Genomic DNA, 20,131 nt, shown 5'->3' with positions numbered 1-20,131 from the left:
AACGCTATGTCCAATCGCCGCGTTGCGAACTAACGCGAAGAGCTTTCTGTTTTATTTATCAGGCTGTTGTCGAGATGCCCGGCATTCTTACATCTGATCGTCTTGATGTTTACGAAGAGCAAACATCCCTCTGCCGCAACGCGAGCATAAAAGTTATATCTTTCAACGGACTGCGGCGCACACTCGGAAATCGCACATTCAGATTACCCCGTCAGAAGTTCGCGTAAACCCCGCGATGTCTGACAGCCTGCTGTTCAATCAATTGCATTTTTCGGGCGGTCCGAGCCACTTCCTCAGGAACATCGCGCCGACTATATTGAGCCCCGTTCACCAGTACCCGACCTGTTTCGCATCACGGGGACCACCCGGGGTCACCGCGATTCATCAACGCGGCACATCCCGACGGCTTAGCTTTGCAGGACTAAATAACAAAGGAGATCATTTCGATGAAGAAGACGCAGATCGCGCTCGCCATTCTCGCGGGTACCTTGATGTCGACGGCGGCGCATGCGCAAAGCAGCGTCACGCTATTCGGCCTCATGGATACAGGCGTAACGTACGTGAGTAACCAGGGCGGCAAGCACAACGTCAAGATGGACGATGGCGTCAACGGCCCGAACCTGTGGGGCATGAGAGGCGCGGAAGATCTCGGCGGCGGCACCAAGGCCATCTTCGAGCTCGTGAACCAGTACCAGTTGAACAATGGGCAATTCATGCCCAATTCGAGCCTGTTCAGCCGTCTTTCGTACGTCGGGCTCGTCAACGATCGCCTCGGCAAGTTCACGCTGGGTAACCAGTACGACTTCATGACTGACTCGCTGTTCACCGGCGGCAACGATCCCGCCGATGTATCCGGCCACTTCTACGCATTCCGCGCGGGTCCGTTCCAGAAACTCGCTCTGCCGCAGAATCCGACCGGCGCGTTCGACTGGGACCGCATGGCCGGGGCCAGCCTCAATAACTCCGTCAAATACCTCTCGCCGGTGTTCGGTGGCTTCAGCGCGGGTGCGATGTATGGCTTCGGCAACGTCGCGGGCTCCGTCGGCGCGGGCAATGCCACCAGCTTCGGGCTCAACTATGCGGCGAACTCGTTCGGCGCCAATGCCGCCTATACGAACGTGAAGTACTACACCGCGGGTGCGCCGCAGGTCAGCGTGCGCAACTGGGGTCTCGGCGCGCACTACAGATTCGGCGCGTGGTTCACCAATGCGCTCTTCACGACCGTGCACAATTCGCTAAACGGCGGCTCGGTCTATGAAGGCTCGGTCGGCGTGCAATACCGGTTCACGCCGGCACTCGCGACGGGCGCCTCGTATATGTACATGAAGGGCAATTCGGTCGTCGACAACAATCACGCGAACCAGGCCGCGGCGATCGTCGATTACTCGCTGTCCAAGCGCACCAGCGTCTATGTGATGGGTGTGTATCAGCGCGCGAGTTCGGGCGGCTTCGCGCAGATCAACGGCATGAACAGTGCCGACGGCGCATCGAGCGGCCAGACGCAGGCCATCGCACGCGTCGGCTTGCATACGCACTTCTGAGTCGGGAAGGTTTCATGAATGGCCTGAAGGGCACACCTGCCCTTCAGGCCATTTTCTTTTTGTCGCGCCCTATCTCCCCCACCGCCCAGGGAAATCACCGAGCCTGGCATTCTCTACTTTGCATACAATGTAGACGTCAATTGGCTAAATTTCATTCGTCTGGCGGTTGAGGAGAACGTTTTGCATACAATGCAGGCTTCATCGGCCCGATCGCCGGACGACGTCTATCTCGCCATCAAGCAATCGCTGGCCGAGAACCGCTTCGGCGCCGGCCAGTATCTGCGCGAGGAACAGCTCGCCAAAAGCCTCGGTGTCAGTCGCACGCCGGTGCGCGAGGCGCTGCGCCGTCTCGGCGCTGAGGGCTGGGTCGAGATCCGGCCAAACTACGGCGTGCGGGTCAAAGCATGGTCGCTGCAGGACGCACGCGAAATCTTCGAAGCACGGCTTCTGATCGAACCGTTTCTCGCCGGGCGTGCCGCGTTGAATATCGGTGCCACCGAAATCGAACGGCTGCGCGCACTCGCCGAGCAGATGTCGGCCATCACGCGTCAGGCGTCCACACCCGAAACGACGGAAGCATGGTTCGCCGCCAACGGTGAATTTCATTCGATCATCACCGCCGCGGCGGGCAATGCGCGGCTCGATCGCTCGCTGACCTCGATGAAGGAAACGCCGCTGATCAAGTGGACGTTCGATTCCTACAACGACGAACACCGCGCGAGCAGCGCACGCCAGCACTTCGAAATCGTCCAGGCGCTCGAGAATCGCAACGTCGCCTGGGCCGAGGCGATTACCCGTTGTCATATCCTCGCCGCCGAGAAAGCGGTACTCGACCGCTATCAAAGAGAGCACCCTCCGGCGTAGTCATTCGCTATTGGCCATTCGCGCAGAACACCGCAGCACAACGCATCGAAGCAACCCACGAGTAGTCGTCCCGTAACGACGCAGGAGACGTGATATGCCGAGCACCGTGAACGCTGGTCCAAGACTGGACAGACTTCCTCTCTCCGGTTTTCACCGGCGCATCCTCTGGTTGATCGGCGGAGGCATGTTTCTCGATTCGTTCGATATCTACCTCGCCGGCGGCGTGCTCGGTGCGCTCGCGAAGAGCGGCTGGTCGACGATGCAATTGAATGCGGCGTTTCTGTCGTCGACCTTCGTCGGCATGTTATTCGGCGCATTCACGGCCGGTTTGCTCGGCGACGCGAAAGGTCGCAAGTTCACCTATCAGTTCAATCTCGCGATCTTCGGTCTCGCGTCGATCGCCGGCGCGCTCGCGCCGAACATGACGTGGCTGATCGTCTGTCGTTTCTTCATGGGCCTCGGACTCGGCGCGGAGATCGTCGTCGGCTATGGGTCGGTCGGCGAGTTCATTCCGCCGGCCGTGCGCGGCAAGTGGTCGGCGTATCTGTCGTTGATCACGAACTCCGCGCTGTTCTTCTCGACGTTCATCGGCTATCTGATCATTCCGTCGATCGGTTGGCGCGCGATGTTTGCGATCGTCGGCGTCGGCGCGCTGATCGTGTGGGTGATCCGCAAGAAGATGCCGGAGTCGCCGCGCTGGCTCGAATCGAAGGGACGCTACGCCGAAGCCGATGCGATTCTGCGCGCCGCCGAAGCCGAGTCGGCCAACGGTCAGCCGCTGCCGCCGTTCACGCCTTCGTTCGATTCCGCCTCCGCCGTGCCGCGCTCCACGACGCTATTCGAATTGTTCAAAGGTCCGCAGATTCGCCGCACCTTGCTGGCGATCTGCGTGCAGATCGGCGTGAACGTCGTGATCTACGGCTTCATCGTCTGGGTGCCGACCTTCCTGATCAAGCAGGGCCTCGGCATGGCGTCGTCGCTCGGTTATACGACGCTGATGTCGCTCGGCGGTCCCGCCGGCGCGTTCGTTGGCGTGCTGGTCGCGGACCGGATCGGCCGCAAGAATGGCCTGATTGCGGTTGCGGCGATCGCCGCCGGGGTCGGCTGGCTATACGGACACTCGACCAGTGTCGAGATGGCCACCGTGCTCGGCTTCCTGCTTTTCACGCTGACGTATCTGATGGTCGCGCTCGGCATCGCCACGTATATCCCCGAGCTGTTCGCCACCGAGAACCGCATGCGCGCGAACGGCATTGCCGGCTGCGCGGGCCGCATCGCCGGCATTCTCGCGCCGCAACTGGTCGTCGTCATGTATGCGACGGGCGGGGTGCGCGACGTGCTGTCGGTGATCGTCGGCGTGCTCGTCGCGATGGCCGCGATTCTGGCGGTCTTCGGCATCGAAACGAATCAGCGCTCGCTCGAAGACATCGCGCCGCCGCCGACCGTCGATATCGACGCTGCGCTCGCCGGCGCATCGGTCGCGCGTGAACCGCGTCATTGACCCGACATCGAATCGACACACACCTTCATCGTCATCAAACGGAAACACCCATGAACGCACAGCACAAACGTCAGCAACTGAAGGCACGTCTCGCGCAACCGGAAATCGTCACGGCGCCCGGCATCTTCGATCTGATCTCCGCGAAGATGGCCGACTCGATGCAATTCGATTGCCTGTACATGACGGGCTTCGGCACCGTCGCGTCCTACCTCGGCCTGCCCGATGCGGGTCTTGCCACCTATACCGACATGGTGAATCGCGTCACCGCGTTTTGCGGCGCGACGACCACGCCGTTGATCTGCGACGGCGATACCGGCTACGGCGGTCTGCTGAACGTCGCGCACACGGTACGCGGCTACGAGCGCGCCGGCGCCGCGGGCATTCAGCTCGAGGACCAGGAGTTTCCGAAGAAATGCGGCCACACTCCGGGCCGCAAGGTGATCGCGCTCGACGACATGGTGAAGAAGATCAAGGTCGCAGCCGAGACGCGCGAAGATCCGAACTTCCAGATCGTTGCGCGTACCGACGCGCGCACGTCGCTCGGACTCGACGAAGCGTTGCGACGCGGCGAAGCATTCGCGAAAGCGGGCGCCGATGTGTTGTTCATCGAATCGCCGGAAACCGTCGAAGAACTCGAGACCATCGCACGCACGTTCGATACGCCGCTGCTCGTGAACATCGTAGAGGGTGGCCGCACACCGCAACTCGCACCCGCCGATTTGCAGAAGCTCGGATTTTCGATTGCGATTTACCCGGCCTCGGGCTTTCTCGCGGTCGCGAAAGCGCTGCAAGACGTCTATGGTCAAATCAAGGCGCAGCGCGGCACGACGCACACGGAAAACACGCTGTACCCCTTCGGCGAGATGTGCAAATTGATGGGCTTTCCCGCGGTGTGGCAGTTCGACCGTGAGCACGCCGAATGACTACGACCTGACAAAATATTACGTTTTTCGCCGCGGTAGTCGCGTAGCATAACGGGGGCGTGTCCTGCGAGCGCCCCCTCTCGCATTTGTCATTCAACCGCGGAGATTTCGGAAATGAGTATTTTCGGTGACATCGTGCACAAGCTGTTCGGCAAAGCGAAGCCGGACCAACCTCCCCCCGCGACGGAGCCCACCCCCGACCCGGCCGCCGCACAAGCCGCGGCACCCGACGCTCCCGCCGCGCCCGCACCGCTGACCGACGTCGACGTGGCCGCCGTGATGGATCAACTCGTCAGCGAAAGCGGACAGACGCTGAACTGGCGCACGTCGATCGTCGACACGATGAAAGCGCTCGGCGTCGACAGCAGTCTCGAACACCGCAAGCAGCTTGCGCAGGAATTGAAATACAGCGGGGACACGAACGATTCCGCGAGCATGAACATCTGGCTGCACAAGCAAGTGATGCAGGCGCTCGCCGCGAACGGCGGCAAGCTGCCGCCCGATCTGGCGAGCTAAGCAGCACGAATCATGCGTTTCGCAATCAGCGACGCGCATTAGCGGTCCCGCAGTAAAAATCCCGCAGTAGAAGCCCGCAGTAGAAGCCCATCACTCGGACCGGTTGCCCGGTCGAAGCACCAACCCGGGCAGCCCCCGCCTTTCCACGCGGCAATCAATGCTCGCGCAATCGACTCGCAAGAACGCGCATGACACGCGAACTCACCCGCACGATCGCCGTCACCCCGCGTATCGAACGCGGGTGACCGAACCCATTGCGATGGAAGACGCGCGGCTATTGCGCCGCGGTGAGCTTGAGTCCCGGCCGCAGTGGCTGGGAAGGCTCTTGCGGACCTTTGCGTTCGTCCGATACCTGTTCGATTCCCTTTCTCGTGACTTCTTCGAGAAAGGTCAGGCGAGCCCGATAGTAGTCGGCACGCAGCTGTGCGTCGAGCACGAGCTGCTCGGCCTGAAACAGTTCCATGCGCAAGTTGTTCAGCGCACGCTCGGCCTGTTTCTCGGGAGTAGGAGCATGTTGTGAAGCCCAGTTAGCAAGCCACCTCATCATGGTGAAGCCCTCCTTGAGTTCTATGCTCTGCTGCAACACAGGCTATCAAATTCTGGGCGCGGCGTGTGTTAACTCGTGCCAGGCGTTGCTTATTGCTCAATCCAACGTGGGTCAACGCACAATCGACTGGCCGCCACGTTTCACTACTGATACCACAACCCACGCGAAGCGGAAAAAAGCCCGCGCAGCCAAGGCGGGCGAATCCCACTCTCCGTGAAAGCGTGTCACGAGGATGACACGCGAAAAGTCTAGCGCGCGTGCAACGTGAACGTTCGTGCGCTGGCGATCAATTCAGCGCGACTCGATCGACCGTCGACTTCGACCGGCGCGCTATTAAATCCCTTGCAGCGCTGCCACATTTTTCGCAATCGCTCGCGAAAACTGCGCGATCTGCCGGCCCTGCTCGATCAGATCCATGGCGAGCCGGAACGTGACCACATCCGTCTTTTCCGCCAGCTGAAGCTTCGCGAGCACCACTTGACGCGCGGTCGCGGCGAGCTTGTCGATGCTGGCCTTCGCGTCGACGACCTTCGCGACTTCTTCCGGATCGGGCGCTTCGATCGTGCGAATCGCCTGCTCGAGATTGCGGATCACCGCTTCCGAAAACTGCGTGGTCGCCGCATCGCGCAACCGCAGCAAATCGATCTGCTGCGTCATGCGCTGCTGCCCGACCGTCATCAACGTGGTGCCGACGATGCCGCTGATGCTCTCCAGATGACTGGTGACCTGCGTGTAGCCGACGATCTGCTGACCTTCGTCCGCCGAGTGCTCGACCTCCGAGAGCCGGCCGAGATATTGAAGAATCTCGAGAGCGAGCCGGTCGGCTTCCTTGTCCTGATCGAGCATCTGATTGATCTCTTCCATCGTCCCGGTCGACACCATCTGCGAGCCGCGTTGCACGACATCGAGCACCTGCGCGCCGAGCCGGGTCAGCTCGATGCGCACGCGTTGCAGCCCAAGCGACGGCACAGTCAGCGACGACTCGTCGAGATACTGCGGATCGCCCGCGGCTTTGGCGGCCTTCGCGCGCTTCGGCACGACCAGTTGCGCGAACCGCGCGATCGGGCCGGTAAACCAGATCAGCAGCAGCGTGTTCGCCACGCTGAACAGCGTATGCACATTGGCGACCTGGCGCGGCGCCTCGGCCGCTAGGCGCGCGAGGCCTTCCAGTTCCGGATGCGACGGCGAGACCCAGCGCACGAACTCCGCCATCTGCGGAATCAGGAAGAGCGCAATCACGACGCCGAGCGCATTGAACACCAGATGCACGACGCCGACCTGCACCGCTTCCGGGGTCTTGCCGATCGAGGCGAGCAAGGCCGTGCCGCAAGTGCCGACATTCGCGCCGAGAATCAGCGTGATGGCGGCTTCGAGCGGCATCAAGCCCTGGCCGCTCAGCGCGATCACGACCGCGAGTGTCGCCGCCGAGCTTTGCACGATTGCGGTGAAGACCGCCCCCACGATGACGCCGAAGAGCGGATTGCGCATGTCCTGCATCGCGTCGATGAACGGCTGGTAGGTGCGCAGCGGATGCGTGGACTCGCCCATCAGCTGGATGCCCATGAACAGCAGCCCGAGCCCCAGCACCACGCGGCCGATCTGCTGCAGCAACGCGCGCGGGGCGAACGCGTGCAGCACGAAACCGATCGCCAGCATGTAGGGCGTCAGGCGCGAAACGTCGAACGCGATGATCTGCGCGGTGACGGTCGAGCCGATGTTCGCGCCCATGATCATCGGCACCGCCTGGGTCAGCGTCATGAGGCCGGCGGACACGAAGCCGACCATCAGCACCGTCGTGATGGTCGACGAGTTGAGCAGCGCGGTCACGGCGGCGCCCGCCAGCACGCCGCGAAACCGGTTCGCGGTCAGCACGCCGATCAGCGATTGCAGTCGCGATCCCGCGATCGCCTTCAGGCCGCCGGTCAAGAACTCCAGGCCGAGCAGAAACAGCGCGAGGCCGCCGATCAACAGCCCGAAGATCCCGAGGAGGTTCAACCCGACGGGGTCGATGTCTGCCAGATAATCAGTCATCCTGTGTGCCTTTGATCACGAATAGACGCAGGAACGATGAACGGCTTCGCGCCCCGGATCGATGACTGTGCAGGCAGTCTGTGGCGCGGTGTCTGTCCGGGGCAGGTACTTAAGGCCAACGCTAAGAGTAAGGGGAAGAGCGCGTGCAGGCAAGGGTTGGGGCCGCTGCGGGTCGTGCCGATCGGCCCCGGAGTTCGCAAATCGTTCACCCCGTAAGCAATATGAATCATTGCCCGGTCAAGCAACGCTTCCACCACCCATTCGGCAGTTAACCCCTAGGTGAAAATGCCCATCGTCCCGCCCGTTGGCGGCTGCCAATAATAGCTCCATCCTCCAATCAAACTGGCTCCAACTCACCGTAAACAAGAAGGAGGACTTATGGCAAATCGCGTTGCTTACGTAACCGGCGGCATGGGTGGTATCGGAACCGCCATCTGCCAGCGCCTGCATAAAGAAAACTACACCGTCATCGCGGGTTGCGGTCCGAACTCGACGCGCAAGGCCCGATGGCTGGATGAGCAGAAAGCGCTCGGCTATAACTTCATCGCATCGGAAGGCAATGTCGCGGATTGGGAATCCACGGCAAAAGCATTCGAGAAGGTCAGGAAAGACGTCGGCGAAGTCGACGTGCTGGTCAACAACGCGGGCATCACGCGCGACGGCATGTTCCGCAAGATGTCGTACGAAGACTGGCAAACGGTGATCGACACCAATCTCACGAGCCTGTTCAACGTGACCAAACAGGTCATCGAGGGCATGGTCGACCGGGGCTTCGGGCGCATCATCAACATCTCGTCGGTCAACGGCCAGAAGGGCCAGTTCGGGCAAACCAACTACTCCACCGCCAAAGCCGGCATTCACGGCTTTACGATGTCGCTCGCACAGGAAGTGGCCACCAAGAACGTGACGGTCAACACCGTGTCGCCGGGCTACATCGGCACCGACATGGTCAAGGCGATCCGTCCGGAAGTGCTGGAGAAAATCGTCGCGACGATTCCGGTACGGCGTCTCGGTACGCCGGAAGAGATCGCGTCGATCGTCGCATGGATCGCGTCGGATGAGGCGGGTTTTGCGACCGGAGCGGATTTCTCGCTGAACGGCGGTCTGCATATGAGCTAACGGGAACGGCGCCGCGTTCTACGCGGCGCCGCCGTTTTCCGTTATGACGTTTTCAGGTTCCGTGATGGTGTCGCCACCCGGCGCGAGCCGGTCGAGTCAGTGAGCTTATGGCCAGAAAAGCGAGCCCTTCCAGCGATACATACGCGAAGTCACCACGTACGCGCCCGAAGGCGATGTCGCGTCCAATCGTGCCTGCCAAGGCAGGCGAAATCTCACTCGACTATCACATGACGCTCGAGGCATTACGCAGCGGCGTCGCCAATCAATATCACGTCGGCAGCATGGCGCAGGCCATTTACATGGCGATGCTGCTGCATCAGCGCGGCTACGGCGCGGCCGTGCCCGAGCTGTTTCGCGACGCGGAGGACGTGATTTTGCGCTGCCGGCAGGCGGGACTCGAAACCGGCATCTGCGCCGTCGATCACGACTCGTACGCGTTGCTCGGCCAGGTTCTCACGCTCTTCGATCAGCAACTCGCGGCAGCGCCGGTGCAGGAGTTGATCGCGGTCAATGCCAAGCTGAAGACGCTTTTCAGCACCGCCAACGGCGGCTGCAACGGGAACGGGAACGCGGCCTGACGAGGCGCAAGCGGTCACGATGAGGGTCAGTTTCGGGACCGGCGCGGGCGACGCCACCGAGTCGACCATGTCCAGTGCATAGACCGGCAGACGGGCCGCATCCACGGACACGTCCCCACCGTGACCCGCGATCAATTCCCCGTTAAGCTCGCGATTGCGCCACGCCAGTCACCGCTCAACGTCCGCCCAACCATAACAGCCATGCGTTCGAACGTCTCCCTGCTCCGTCGCCTCGCCGCCCTGCTGGTCGCACTGCCCATCGCCGCCGCGCTGCCGGGCTGCGCGAGCCCGGATACCGACAGCGTCACGCATCCCGGCCCCTATCGCGCCGACATCCGCCGCACCGCGCTCGGCATCCCACACGTCAAAGCCGACGACTGGGGCAGCCTCGGCTACGGCTACGGCTACGCGCAGGCACAAGACAATCTGTGCACGATGGCCGAAAGCTTCGTCACCTATCGCGGCGAACGCTCGCGCTACTTCGGCGCCGACGCGCAACACACGTCGGCCACGATGTCCGGCCAGCCCAACAACCTCGACTCGGATTTCTCCTTCCGCTTCATCGTCGACGACGCGGCCATCGCGCGTTACCGGAAAAGCCAGACCGACGACATGCGCGCGCTGATCGACGGCTTCGTCGCCGGCTATAACCGCTACGTCGCCGATCTCGCGCATGGCGATTTTCCGGGCGCGCACGCGGCCTGCCGCGCGGCGCCGTGGCTCGGCAAGATCAGCAGCGCGGACGTCTACCGCCGACAGTACGCGGCGAGTCTGGCCGGTGGCGCGGCGCGCTTCATCCATGCGATCGCGACCGCGCAACCGCCGCAAGCTATACCCACGCCGCCGCAAAGCGCGCTGCCCGATGACGCCTACGCCGAGTTGCCGCTCGCCGAGTTCGGCGGCCACGCGGGCATCGGCAGCAACGCGCTCGCGTTCGGCGCGGATGCGACGCACACCGGCAGCGCGTTGCTGCTGGGCAATCCGCACTGGTTCTGGACCGGCCCCGATCGCTTCTACCAGGCCCAACTCACGATTCCGGGCAAGCTGAACGTCAGCGGCATGTCGCTTCTGGGCGTGCCGGTGATCATGCTCGGCTTCAACGACAACATCGCGTGGACGCATACCGTGTCCACCTCGAAGCGCTTCGGCCTCTTCAAGCTGACGCTCGTGCCTGGCGAGCCGACCCGGTATCAGGTCGACGGCAAGACCGAAACCATGACGCCGACGCGCGTGAAGATCGCCGTGCGCGCCGCCGACGGCTCGCTGCACGACGTGTCACGCACGCTGTACCGCTCGCGCTTCGGCGCGCTCGTCAATCTCAGCGCGATGTCGCCCGCGCTCGCGTGGAATACGCAGCAAGCGTTCGCGCTGCGCGATATCAATACCGACAACTTCCGGGTGATCGAAAACTTCCTCGAAGCGGGTCAGGCGGCTTCGCTCGATGATTTCATCCGCATCCAGAAGAACAACGCGGCGATGCCGTGGGTCAACACGATCGCGATCGGCCGGGACGATCCGCGCGTCTGGTACGCCGATATCGGCGCGACCCCGGCCGTGCCCGACGATCTCGCGCAGCGTTGCACGCCGCCGGTCGGCAAGGCGCTCGCGCAGATGATGCCCGGCGTGCCGATCCTCGACGGTTCGCGCAGCGACTGCGACTGGCGCGACGAGCCCGGCGCGGTGCAGCATCAAGCGTTGCCGGTCGCGCAGATGCCGTCGCTGCTGCGGCGCGACTATGTCGGCAATTTCAACGACAGCTATTGGCTCAGCAACCCCGCCGCGCCGCTGACCGGGTACGCGAAGATCATCGGTGCGACCAACACGCCGCAGTCGTTGCGCACACGGCTCGGCCATGCGATTGCCGCGCAATTGCAGAGCGATCCGCATGGCGTCTCCGCCGATGCGCTCGGCCGCGCGGCGCTCGACAGCCGCTCGATGTCGGCGCTGCTGTTCAAGCAGCCGGTGCTCGACCGTCTGTGCAGCAGCGCAACGCTCGCGGCGCTGCCCGCCGATCCGAACGCCGACGAACAGCGCGCGGCGTGCAGGGTACTCGCCGCATGGGACGACACGGGCACGGCTGACGCAGTGGGAGCGACCTTATGGGACGAACTGTGGCGACGTCTGCTGACGATTCCGCCCGCGCAGCTCTACGCGGTGCCGTTCGATCCCGCGCAGCCCTTGACCACGCCCTCGGGCATCGCCGCCGATCCGGCGAAGCTCGCCGCGGCGCTGCACGACGCGCTCGCGGCCATGCGACGCGCCGGTATCGCGATCGATGCGCCGCGCAGCGCGGCGCTCTACGCCCAACGTAACGACGAGCGCATTCCGCTTTTCGGCGGCTGTGACGCGGGCGGCTACTTCACCGCGGCATGTGCCGCGCATCCATTCGATGCGAGCGGCTATTCGATGAACGTCAAGCCAATGGGCGATACGTACCTGCAGATCGTGACGTTCTCTGGCGATCACGTGGTCGCACGTACGCTGCTGGCGCCATCCGAATCGGACGATCCCGCGTCGCCGCATTATGCCGACGGCACGCGCGACTACGCAGCCCGGCACTGGATGCTCATGCCGTTTTCCGAAGAATCGATTGCGCGCGATCCAGCGTTGAGCGTGCGAACGGTGAGTTCGCCGGATTCCGATGGCAAAGCGCCATGAGCGGCGCGACGGGCGGCACGCCCGTCGCCCGCAAAAGATCACAGATCGAGCACCAGCAGCGGTGATTTGGCGCGCGAGCAGCACGGCAGGAACTGATCGTTTGCCGCGCGTTCCTCATCGGTCAGATACGAATCCAGATGATCCGGCTCGCCCGACAGCACCCGCGTCAGACAGGTGCCGCACACGCCCTGCTCGCACGACGTGATGACCTCGACGCCATGTGCGGCCAGCGCCTGCACGACCGTGCATTGCGCAGGCACATCGATCGTCGCGCCGCTGCTCGCGACGCGCACCTGGAAGCTGCCGCCCGCAGCGCTCTGATTCGCCGGCGCACCGAAGAACTCATAGTGCAGCCTGCTATCCGGCCAGCCCTTTGCGCGCGCGGTCTCGAGGACGAAGTCCATGAAGCCGCGCGGACCGCACACATAGAGATGCGTGCCGGCCGGCGCACGGCTCAGCACCTGCTCGATATCGAACGTCGAGCCGCCCGGATGGTCATCGTGATGAAGCTGGACCGACTGCGCAAAGCTCGCCTGCGCAAGACGTTCGACAAACGCCGTGCGTTCCTTCGAACGCGTGCAATAGTGCATCTCGAACGACGCGCCCGTCGCGGCAAGCCGCTCGGCCATGCAAAGGATCGGCGTGACGCCGATACCGCCCGCGAGCAGCAGATGATGTGCCGCATCGTCAGCGAGCGCGAAATGATTGCGCGGCGCGCTGATCTGCAGGCGGTCGCCTTCGCGGATCAGTTCATGCACCGCCTTCGATCCGCCCCGTCCCGTTTCGTCGCGCAGCACCGCAATCAGATAGCGATGCGTTTCGCGCGGATCGTTGCACAACGAGTACTGACGCACGAGCCCATTGGGCAAATGCACGTCGACATGCGAACCCGCATCGAAAGCGGGCAACGGTTCAGCGTTTTCGCTCGCGAGCTCGAAGCTTGCGATATCGAGCGCTTCGTCGCATCGGCGCGCGACCACCACATTCAACATGGGACGATTCATGAGACCGTCCGCACCGGGATGACACGCGTCACTTCAGCTTCGGGCGCGCCAGTCTGCGCACGTTCCTGCGCGACCAGCCGATCGATCACCCGACGCGACATCACGCCGCCCGCATCGATGTTGAGCTTCAGCAGATTACGCTCGGGCCAGCGCAACAGGTTCTGCTGCTGACGTTCGAGCATCTCCAGATCTTCGCTGAAGATCTTGCCCTGGCCTTCGCGGATGCTGGCCGTCAGCTCGGCGTCGTCGGGACGGAAATTGCGCGCCATGCCCCAGAAATACCAGATCGACGTTTCGGTTTCCGGCGTGATGAAATCCACCACGATCGACGAAGCCTTCTTCTCGGCCGGCGCGTGATAGCCGCCATGCCCGGCATGGGCGACGCCCACCTCGATCAGCACATGACTCGGCGGCGTGAAGTGGCAGATCTGCCAGCGGTCGACGGGCACGTCGTCGGCAAGACCGTTGCCGCGCAAGGCCATCTTCCAGAACGGCGGCGCCGCGACGTTTTCCATGAAACGGCTCGTGCGCACGGTATCGCCTTCGGCTACGGTTTTCGGTGCGGCTTCGTCGATTTCCTTTTGCCCGATGCTGTTCGCGTGCACATAGGTTTCGTGCGTCAGGTCCATCAGGTTGTCGATCATCAGCCGGTAATCGCAGCGAATGTGATAGAGGCCGCCGCCATACGCCCATTCGGCACTTTCGGCCCACTCGAGATGGTGGAGCTTGCCGGCATCGGCCTGCGCCGCATCGCCGGGCCACACCCACACGAAGCCATAGCGCTCGATCACCGGATAGCTGCGAATCGACGGAAAGCCGCCGACGCGCTGCCCCGGCATGCCGGTCGCCTTGCCCTGACAACCCATTTCGAGCCCGTGATAGCCGCACACGAGCGTACCGTCGCGCACGAAACCGAGCGACAGCGGCGCGCCGCGATGCGGACAGAAGTCTTCGAGCGCCACCACGGCACCCTCGGCGTTGCGATAGAAAACCATTGACTCGCCGCAGATCTGCCGGCCGAGTGGCTTATCCGCAACTTCATCGGGCATACATGCGACGTACCACGCATTCTTGGGAAACATGCCAGTCTCTCTCCTTGTTGGTTCGCGTGCTTCATTCCGTACACTGAATGTCATTCAGTGTACTCAATGTCTATTTGATGATTAAATGAAGGTTTTCCCCTAGTCGAACTTTCAATCAGGTAACAAGCAGGCCGTTTCGCCATTTCCACTCGCAGCGAAAAGGCGCGCGGCTTTCAGAACTTATATGGCCACTTCAACCGATACCAGCACTCCTGCGATCAGCATCAATCTCTACGACCACCCTGGCCATCTGATCCGACGCGCGCATCAGATTTCCGTGTCCATGTTTCATGATCTGGTCGGACGCGAGGTGACGCCCGTGCAATATGCGGTGCTCAGAATGCTGCAGGAATTGCCGGGACTCGATCAGGTTACGCTTGCGCAGCGGGTCGGCCTCGACACCTCGACCACCGCCGACATCGCGGTGCGACTCGAAGCGAAAGGCTGGATCGTGCGCGAAGTTCTGCCGCGCCGTCAGCGTCGCCTCTTGCTGACGCCGGCCGGAGAACAGTTGCTCGATGAATTGATCCCCGGCGTCAACGCGCTCAATCACGGCCTGCTCGACGGGATGGGAGAAGAAGATGCGCGCGATCTACTCAGGCTGCTGAGAAAATTCGTTCATCTGAATAACGATCAAAGCCGCGCGCCGCTGCGCAGTGCGAGCGACGAGGCAAATTCGAATTAGCCCGGCGTGATCCCGAGCGCTTGCCCGGTCTCCTCGGCGTCACCCGGAAACGCCCGCCGCCGTCGCATTCAACGCTAGCGCAACGCCCCCCACCAGGATCAGACTCGACGCCCACACCGCATCGAGATTGAACCAGCTGCGCGATACGAACCTGAGCCCGAGGTAGCGATACACGAGCCACGCGAGCATGCCGCCGGCCATCGTCATCGCGGCGGCATGCACCACCGAGACCGACAGCGCCATGCGCAGACTGGTTTCGATCAGGGATTGGGCGGCTCGATGGGCACTGTCCATGTCGTCGGCACGGCACAGGCCGAGATAGATCGGCACCAGCATCAACGCGGCCCCGTGCGCGAGCGCCACCGCAAACGACCACAGCGCGAGCCGCGACGGCGGAATCCGCGCCAGCACGCGCGGATGACGCCTGCGTATCAGCAACACCAGACCGAAGCCGATCACAAGCACGCTCGCGCCGATCTGCATCTGCCGCTGCCATGCCAGCAAGCTCGCGAGCGTCGCGAACGGCAGCATCATCAGCAGTATGGCGAGCGCGTGCCCCGCCGCGAGATAAAGCAGCGCGACGAGCAGCGCTTGCGCGCGCCGCTGCATCAGCGCGTTCGATACCGCGAGCGGCCACCCCATCGCGGGATTGAGCCCGTGATATACACCGCTCACGACGACGGCCAGCCACAGTGCCGCTTGCGGCGACACCGCGCTGCTCAAACGCCCACCGACGGATAGCAGAACGAGTCGGTCGAGCAGTCGCCGCCTTCGAGGCGGATCTGGTGCGCGCGATAGCCGGCGGGAAACTCGACGAAGTAGTCCTCGGCGAGCTTCAGGCCGCCGTTCGGATCGGCGTGCGCCATCACTTGCACGCCTGGCATGCCATCCGGGTAGAACTGATCGTCCCACGTCGAATAGAGCGAGTTGGTCCAGTAGACGCGTTTGCCGTCGCGGCTGATCTCGACCATCTGCGGACCGCCGGCGAAAGCTTTGCCGTTCGGATGCGGCGTGCACCGTTCGATCCCGCCAATGCGCACCGAGCCCGTCAACTTGGGCTTGCGCGGTTCGCTCACGTCGTACTGGCGCATCTCGCCGGTACCCCAGCAGGACACGTAGAGGAATTTATCGTCGATCGACAGATCGATGTCGGTGACGAGCGGCGGCACCGCGCCGAAACCTTGCAGCAGTGGCGGCAATTCATCGGCGTGCGCCGGCTCCGGCGGAATCGTCGCGGTCTTTTCGATGTGGAAGTGACCACCTTCGCGCCACCATGTCCAGATCGACCCTTCCAGATTGGTCGTATCGACCACGACGCCGATAAAGCCGTACTCACGGCTCGGATCGTGCGCGGGCCGCACTTCGAGCGCCATCTGATGATTCGCGCCGAGGTCGAGCGTCTGCACGTTGCGTCGCGCGCGTAGATCCCAGAAGTGCACACGGTGGCCGTATTTATTCGCGAGCAGGTCTTCCGGCACGATGCCGTTTTCGAATTGCGGTGGCAGCGCCCATTCGGTCGACACCATGTAATCGCGCGGCAGATTCCACCAGAAGTCGTAATGCTTTTCCTGCGCGCCGCGTTCGATCTCCCAGCGGCCCAGCACATCGAAGGTCTGGCAGTCCATGATGAAAATGCCGGGAGGCCCGTCGGTGCCGTCCTTGCCCCCGCCGCCGAGCGTGCTCACGTAAATGCCTTCCGGTCCGCAATGCACGGTGTGCGGACGCGAATAGCCGGTCTTGCGGAAGATTTCCTCCGGCTCGATGATCTTGTGAATCTTCGCCTGGGTCGGATGCGGTTTCGTATCGACGATATAGATGCGCGAGGACCGCATGCCCGGAATGATCAGATAGCGCCGCTCCAGAAACGCATGGCCCGTCAACGGCGATAGCGCGGACGAACACGCGTTCCAGCCGAAGTGATGGAATTCGTCGCCCTTGTTCGGCACCGGCACCGTGTGGACCACCTGGCTATAGGTCGGCGAACCGGGCTTCACGTCGATCACGGCGAGCGCGTCGGGCTGCGAGGAATCCGGACTGAGCAGCACCGTGTACGCGTATTCTTCCGCCGGAGCATCCATCGCGAGTTTCGGCGATGCATGAAAGGTAGGATCGGGGCGCATTCCCATGACGGCAGTCTCCTTGTCGTTTAGAACAGTTCTGAACCGTTCTGAACTGAAGCCCGGCCCGCCAAAATTGAGCCAAGCCTAACCTTAAATTTGTAGCTCACGACAGCGACGGAAGCAACCGGAGATTTGCCGCTTACTGCTGCACGCCCCAGCGCCGCACGGTGACGCGTTCGAGCGTGTCGAACACGAGATGCTCGACCAGCAGGCCGATCACGATCACGGCGGCGAGCCCCGCGAACACGCGGTCCGTATACAGCTCGTTGCGATTCTGGAAGATGTACCAGCCGAGCCCGCCGCTGCCCGAGCTCGCGCCGAACACGAGTTCCGCGGCGATCAGCGTGCGCCATGCAAACGCCCAACCCACGCGCAAGCCGGCCAGGATCGACGGCAACGCTGCCGGCACGAGGATCAACAGCACATGACGCAGGCCCGTCAGACCGTAATTGCGTCCGGTCATCTTCAGCGTCGCGGGCACCGACTGAAAGCCCGAATAGGTATTGAGCGCGAGCGGCCACAGCACCGCATGCACGAGCACGAACAGCAGGCTGCCGGTGCCGAGCCCGAACCACAGCAACGCAAGCGGCAGCAACGCGATGGACGGCAGCGGGTTGAACATCGCGGTCAGCATCGACAGCAGGTCGCGGCCCACGCGTGTCGAAACCGCGAGCGAAGTCAGCACGAACGCAAACGCGGCGCCGAGCAGATAGCCGCGCAGCAGCACCGACATCGATACCGCCGTCTTCGCGAGCAGCTCGCCCGACCACACGCCTTGCACGAATGCGCTGAAGGTCGCGCCGAACGTCGGCAGCAGCAGATCGTTGTCGATCAGGCGCGCGGCGATTTCCCACACGACGATCAGCACGAATGCGATCAGCGTCTTGCGCAGCCAGCCGTACGCGAAAATCCGTTTGGCCGCTGGTAACGGCGCTTCGCTCGCGAGCTCGCCGGGCGCTTCGAGCGGGCGTTCGTATTCTTCGCGAACCGGCGGCAGCAAGGTGACGGGAGTACTCATTGCACGGCCTCCGTCTGTTCGAACAGCAGGTGATGAATCCGCGCGACGCTACGCTGAAAATCCGCGCGGCCGAAGCTATCCTGCGAATACTGATGGCTGTTGAGCTCCGCGCGCACGCGGCCCGGATGCGGCGACAACAACAGAATCCGGTTGCCGACCACGAGTGCTTCCTCGATCGAATGCGTGACGAACAGCAGCGTGAAATTCACCTCTTCCCACAGTCGCAGCAACTCTTCCTGCATCTTGCGGCGCGTGAGCGCGTCGAGCGCGGCGAACGGTTCATCCATCAGCAGCACGCGCGGCTGCATCGCCAGCGCACGCGCAATTGCGACGCGCTGCTTCATGCCGCCCGACAGCGTGTGCGGATACGCATTCGCGAACGCGGCGAGCCCCACCTTGTCGAGGTAATGCAGTGCGCGCTCATGAGCGTGCGCTTTCGAGAGCTTCTTCGCGACGCGCAACGGAAACGCGACGTTCTGCACGACCGTCTTCCACGGCGGCAACTGATCGAACTCCTGAAACACGACGATGCGATCGGCGCCTGGTCCGCGCACGCGCTCGCCGTCGAGCGAAATGCTGCCCGCGCTCGGCTCGATAAAGCCGGCCACCGCTTTCAGCAGCGTCGACTTGCCGCAACCGGACGGGCCGAGCAGCACGAAGCGGTCGCCCCCGTAGACGTCGAAGCTGACGTCGTGAGTCGCGCGCACGATGCGCTCGCGCGTGCGGTATTCGAGGTTCACGTTCTCGACCGCGAGAAGCTTGCCGCTGGTTGCGGCGGCGCGCTGTGCGGTGTCATCGGGAAACAGAAGCGTGGGATTGGCCACCATCAAAGCGCTCCCTGTGAGTCAGCTTGCGTCATGTTCAGCTCCCCGCCGCCGTCGCCGGATCGTCGAAGAAATAGTCCTTCCACGAGGTCGGCTCGTTCCTGATCGCACCGACGCGATACATGAACTGCGCGAGGCCGAACGTGTTCTGCGGCACGATCTTGAACTGCACCTGCGGGTTCGTGATGATCTTCACGAGCAGGTTGCGATCGATCTTCGACTGATTGGTGCGGATGTAGATATCGGCCGCGCCCTGCGGATTCGCGTTGATGTACTTCGCTGAGTCGGCGAGCGCATCGACGAACGCGCGATACGTTTTCGGATTGTCGTGGCGGAATTTTTCGGTCGCGTAAAGAACCGTTGCCGAACTCGGGCCGCCGAGCACGTCGTACGAATTGAGCACGATATGTGCCTTCGGATTGGCGGCCAGTTCCTGTTCCTGGAACGGCGGATTGCCAAAATGCCCGGTGATTTCAGTGTGGCCCGCGATGATCGCCGCGGCCGCGTCCGGATGCGGCAATGCCTGCGTGTACTTATCGAGCCGGTCGTATTCCTTGTCGCCCCAGCGCTTCGCCGCCGCGTATTGCAGCACGCGCGATTGCACCGACACGTTGACCGCCGGCACCGCGATGCGGTCCTTCTGCGTGAAGTCCGCGATCGTCTTCACGCCGGGATCGTTGCTGACGAGGTAGTACGGCAGATTGCCGAGCGAGGCGACGCCCTTCACGTTCTGCTTGCCGTGCGTGCGATCCCAGATCGTCAGCAGCGGACCGACGCCCGCGCCGGCGATATCGACCGCGCCCGACAGCAACGCATCGTTGACCGCGGCGCCGCCCGAGAGCTTGACCCAATCGACCTTGATGTCGAGCCCCTGCTTGCGCCCTTCGTTTTCGATGAAATGCTGATCGCGCGCCACGTTCAGCAGCAGATACACGATGCCGAACTGCTCGGCCACGCGGATCTCGCCCTCGGCATGCGCGGTCGTGGCGAGCCCGACGCCCACGGCGCCCATCGACAGACTCAGCAGTAACGCCGTCAAACGGCGGACGAACGACGGCCGTGCGGCGGCGGTCGGGGAAAATCGGCTCAGCATTGCAACTCCGGTCAGCGTGCGGTGTGG

The 20,131-nt window shown here is 62.9% G+C and carries 18 protein-coding genes; 9 read left to right on the top strand and 9 right to left on the bottom strand.

Translation table 11 applies throughout. The annotated features are described in order from the left end of the window. The first annotated feature begins 446 nt into the window (after positions 1-446). The 5 genes from CI15_RS28960 to CI15_RS28940 all read left to right on the top strand — a co-directional run bounded on the left by CI15_RS28960 (position 447) and on the right by CI15_RS28940 (position 5,345). Positions 447-1,541 carry a porin gene (locus CI15_RS28960; RefSeq protein WP_062135032.1) on the top strand — a complete coding sequence of 365 codons (1,095 nt, stop codon included), beginning with the start codon at positions 447-449 and terminating at the stop codon, positions 1,539-1,541. 189 nt (positions 1,542-1,730) lie between these two features. Further along, complete coding sequence (locus CI15_RS28955; RefSeq protein WP_062135029.1) at positions 1,731-2,405, top strand: GntR family transcriptional regulator; 675 nt, start codon at positions 1,731-1,733, stop codon at positions 2,403-2,405. 94 nt (positions 2,406-2,499) lie between these two features. Continuing rightward, a complete protein-coding gene (locus CI15_RS28950; protein ID WP_062135026.1) occupies positions 2,500-3,906 on the top strand; it encodes an MFS transporter in 1,407 nt (468 codons plus the stop codon). A 50-nt stretch (positions 3,907-3,956) separates the two neighbouring features. Then, on the top strand, positions 3,957-4,829 hold the full coding sequence (locus CI15_RS28945; RefSeq protein ID WP_062135023.1) for an isocitrate lyase/PEP mutase family protein: 873 nt from the start codon (positions 3,957-3,959) through the stop codon (positions 4,827-4,829). A 114-nt stretch (positions 4,830-4,943) separates the two neighbouring features. Further along, positions 4,944-5,345 (top strand): DUF3597 domain-containing protein, encoded by a 402-nt coding sequence (locus CI15_RS28940; RefSeq protein WP_062135021.1) that lies wholly within the window; start codon positions 4,944-4,946, stop codon positions 5,343-5,345. Positions 5,346-5,619: 274 nt separating this feature from the next. On the opposite strand, the gene CI15_RS35835 is transcribed toward CI15_RS28940, so the two are convergent. Continuing rightward, positions 5,620-5,892, bottom strand: a complete 273-nt coding sequence (locus CI15_RS35835) for a hypothetical protein (protein ID WP_075643809.1) — start codon at positions 5,890-5,892, stop codon at positions 5,620-5,622. 333 nt (positions 5,893-6,225) lie between these two features. Continuing rightward, a complete protein-coding gene (locus CI15_RS28930; RefSeq protein WP_062135015.1) occupies positions 6,226-7,923 on the bottom strand; it encodes a Na/Pi cotransporter family protein in 1,698 nt (565 codons plus the stop codon). A 378-nt stretch (positions 7,924-8,301) separates the two neighbouring features. Here CI15_RS28930 and CI15_RS28925 point away from each other — a divergent pair, with 378 nt between their 5' ends. From CI15_RS28925 to CI15_RS28915, 3 genes are all read left to right on the top strand, one after another. Continuing rightward, a complete protein-coding gene (locus CI15_RS28925; protein ID WP_062135011.1) occupies positions 8,302-9,042 on the top strand; it encodes a 3-ketoacyl-ACP reductase in 741 nt (246 codons plus the stop codon). 173 nt (positions 9,043-9,215) lie between these two features. Beyond that, the gene (locus tag CI15_RS28920) at positions 9,216-9,620 is read left to right on the top strand and encodes a hypothetical protein (protein WP_062135008.1); all 405 of its coding nucleotides are present in this window, start codon (positions 9,216-9,218) and stop codon (positions 9,618-9,620) included. A 201-nt stretch (positions 9,621-9,821) separates the two neighbouring features. Then, positions 9,822-12,278: a penicillin acylase family protein gene (locus CI15_RS28915; protein WP_062135005.1), complete on the top strand. Its 2,457-nt coding sequence runs from the start codon at positions 9,822-9,824 to the stop codon at positions 12,276-12,278. 38 nt (positions 12,279-12,316) lie between these two features. Here the strand turns inward: CI15_RS28915 and CI15_RS28910 are convergent, their stop codons facing one another. Continuing rightward, complete coding sequence (locus CI15_RS28910) at positions 12,317-13,282, bottom strand: PDR/VanB family oxidoreductase (protein WP_062135002.1); 966 nt, start codon at positions 13,280-13,282, stop codon at positions 12,317-12,319. Further along, positions 13,279-14,364, bottom strand: a complete 1,086-nt coding sequence (locus CI15_RS28905) for an aromatic ring-hydroxylating oxygenase subunit alpha (protein ID WP_062134999.1) — start codon at positions 14,362-14,364, stop codon at positions 13,279-13,281. The genes CI15_RS28910 and CI15_RS28905 overlap by 4 nt, the downstream gene beginning before the upstream one ends. A 184-nt stretch (positions 14,365-14,548) precedes the next feature. Between CI15_RS28905 and CI15_RS28900 the strand changes: the two genes are divergently transcribed. After that, complete coding sequence (locus CI15_RS28900; RefSeq protein ID WP_062134997.1) at positions 14,549-15,049, top strand: MarR family winged helix-turn-helix transcriptional regulator; 501 nt, start codon at positions 14,549-14,551, stop codon at positions 15,047-15,049. 39 nt (positions 15,050-15,088) lie between these two features. Here the strand turns inward: CI15_RS28900 and CI15_RS28895 are convergent, their stop codons facing one another. From CI15_RS28895 to CI15_RS28875, 5 genes are all read right to left on the bottom strand, one after another. Beyond that, positions 15,089-15,772, bottom strand: a complete 684-nt coding sequence (locus tag CI15_RS28895) for a hypothetical protein (protein ID WP_062134994.1) — start codon at positions 15,770-15,772, stop codon at positions 15,089-15,091. Beyond that, positions 15,769-17,175 (bottom strand): selenium-binding protein SBP56-related protein, encoded by a 1,407-nt coding sequence (locus CI15_RS28890; RefSeq protein ID WP_062134991.1) that lies wholly within the window; start codon positions 17,173-17,175, stop codon positions 15,769-15,771. Before CI15_RS28890 ends, CI15_RS28895 begins: the two co-directional genes overlap by 4 nt. Positions 17,176-17,308: 133 nt before the next feature. Further along, positions 17,309-18,187, bottom strand: coding sequence for an ABC transporter permease (locus CI15_RS28885; RefSeq protein WP_062134988.1), 879 nt, complete (start codon positions 18,185-18,187; stop codon positions 17,309-17,311). Then, complete coding sequence (locus tag CI15_RS28880; protein WP_062134985.1) at positions 18,184-19,014, bottom strand: ABC transporter ATP-binding protein; 831 nt, start codon at positions 19,012-19,014, stop codon at positions 18,184-18,186. The genes CI15_RS28885 and CI15_RS28880 overlap by 4 nt, the downstream gene beginning before the upstream one ends. Before the next feature lie 34 nt (positions 19,015-19,048). After that, positions 19,049-20,104, bottom strand: coding sequence for an ABC transporter substrate-binding protein (locus CI15_RS28875; RefSeq protein WP_062134981.1), 1,056 nt, complete (start codon positions 20,102-20,104; stop codon positions 19,049-19,051). Between the last annotated feature and the right edge of the window lie 27 nt (positions 20,105-20,131).

The sequence above is a fragment of the Paraburkholderia monticola genome, from assembly GCF_001580545.1.
In the GTDB taxonomy this organism is placed as follows: Bacteria; Pseudomonadota; Gammaproteobacteria; order Burkholderiales; family Burkholderiaceae; genus Paraburkholderia; species Paraburkholderia monticola.
The sequence above is the reverse complement of the archived record's forward strand: the minus strand, read 5'-3'. Positions and strand labels throughout refer to the sequence as shown.

Excerpts from the sequence above, each read along its gene's own strand:
- CI15_RS28955 (WP_062135029.1), top strand. The coding sequence starts at position 1,731 with ATGCAGGCTTCATCGGCCCGATCGCCGGACGACGTCTATCTCGCCATC.
- CI15_RS35835 (WP_075643809.1), bottom strand. The coding sequence starts at position 5,892 with ATGATGAGGTGGCTTGCTAACTGGGCTTCACAACATGCTCCTACTCCC.
- CI15_RS28890 (WP_062134991.1), bottom strand. The coding sequence starts at position 17,175 with ATGGGAATGCGCCCCGATCCTACCTTTCATGCATCGCCGAAACTCGCG.
- CI15_RS28880 (WP_062134985.1), bottom strand. The coding sequence starts at position 19,014 with ATGGTGGCCAATCCCACGCTTCTGTTTCCCGATGACACCGCACAGCGC.
- CI15_RS28945 (WP_062135023.1), top strand. The coding sequence starts at position 3,957 with ATGAACGCACAGCACAAACGTCAGCAACTGAAGGCACGTCTCGCGCAA.
- CI15_RS28915 (WP_062135005.1), top strand. The coding sequence starts at position 9,822 with ATGCGTTCGAACGTCTCCCTGCTCCGTCGCCTCGCCGCCCTGCTGGTC.
- CI15_RS28925 (WP_062135011.1), top strand. The coding sequence starts at position 8,302 with ATGGCAAATCGCGTTGCTTACGTAACCGGCGGCATGGGTGGTATCGGA.
- CI15_RS28920 (WP_062135008.1), top strand. The coding sequence starts at position 9,216 with ATGTCGCGTCCAATCGTGCCTGCCAAGGCAGGCGAAATCTCACTCGAC.
- CI15_RS28950 (WP_062135026.1), top strand. The coding sequence starts at position 2,500 with ATGCCGAGCACCGTGAACGCTGGTCCAAGACTGGACAGACTTCCTCTC.
- CI15_RS28930 (WP_062135015.1), bottom strand. The coding sequence starts at position 7,923 with ATGACTGATTATCTGGCAGACATCGACCCCGTCGGGTTGAACCTCCTC.
- CI15_RS28910 (WP_062135002.1), bottom strand. The coding sequence starts at position 13,282 with ATGAATCGTCCCATGTTGAATGTGGTGGTCGCGCGCCGATGCGACGAA.
- CI15_RS28900 (WP_062134997.1), top strand. The coding sequence starts at position 14,549 with ATGGCCACTTCAACCGATACCAGCACTCCTGCGATCAGCATCAATCTC.
- CI15_RS28875 (WP_062134981.1), bottom strand. The coding sequence starts at position 20,104 with ATGCTGAGCCGATTTTCCCCGACCGCCGCCGCACGGCCGTCGTTCGTC.
- CI15_RS28905 (WP_062134999.1), bottom strand. The coding sequence starts at position 14,364 with ATGTTTCCCAAGAATGCGTGGTACGTCGCATGTATGCCCGATGAAGTT.
- CI15_RS28960 (WP_062135032.1), top strand. The coding sequence starts at position 447 with ATGAAGAAGACGCAGATCGCGCTCGCCATTCTCGCGGGTACCTTGATG.
- CI15_RS28940 (WP_062135021.1), top strand. The coding sequence starts at position 4,944 with ATGAGTATTTTCGGTGACATCGTGCACAAGCTGTTCGGCAAAGCGAAG.
- CI15_RS28885 (WP_062134988.1), bottom strand. The coding sequence starts at position 18,187 with ATGAGTACTCCCGTCACCTTGCTGCCGCCGGTTCGCGAAGAATACGAA.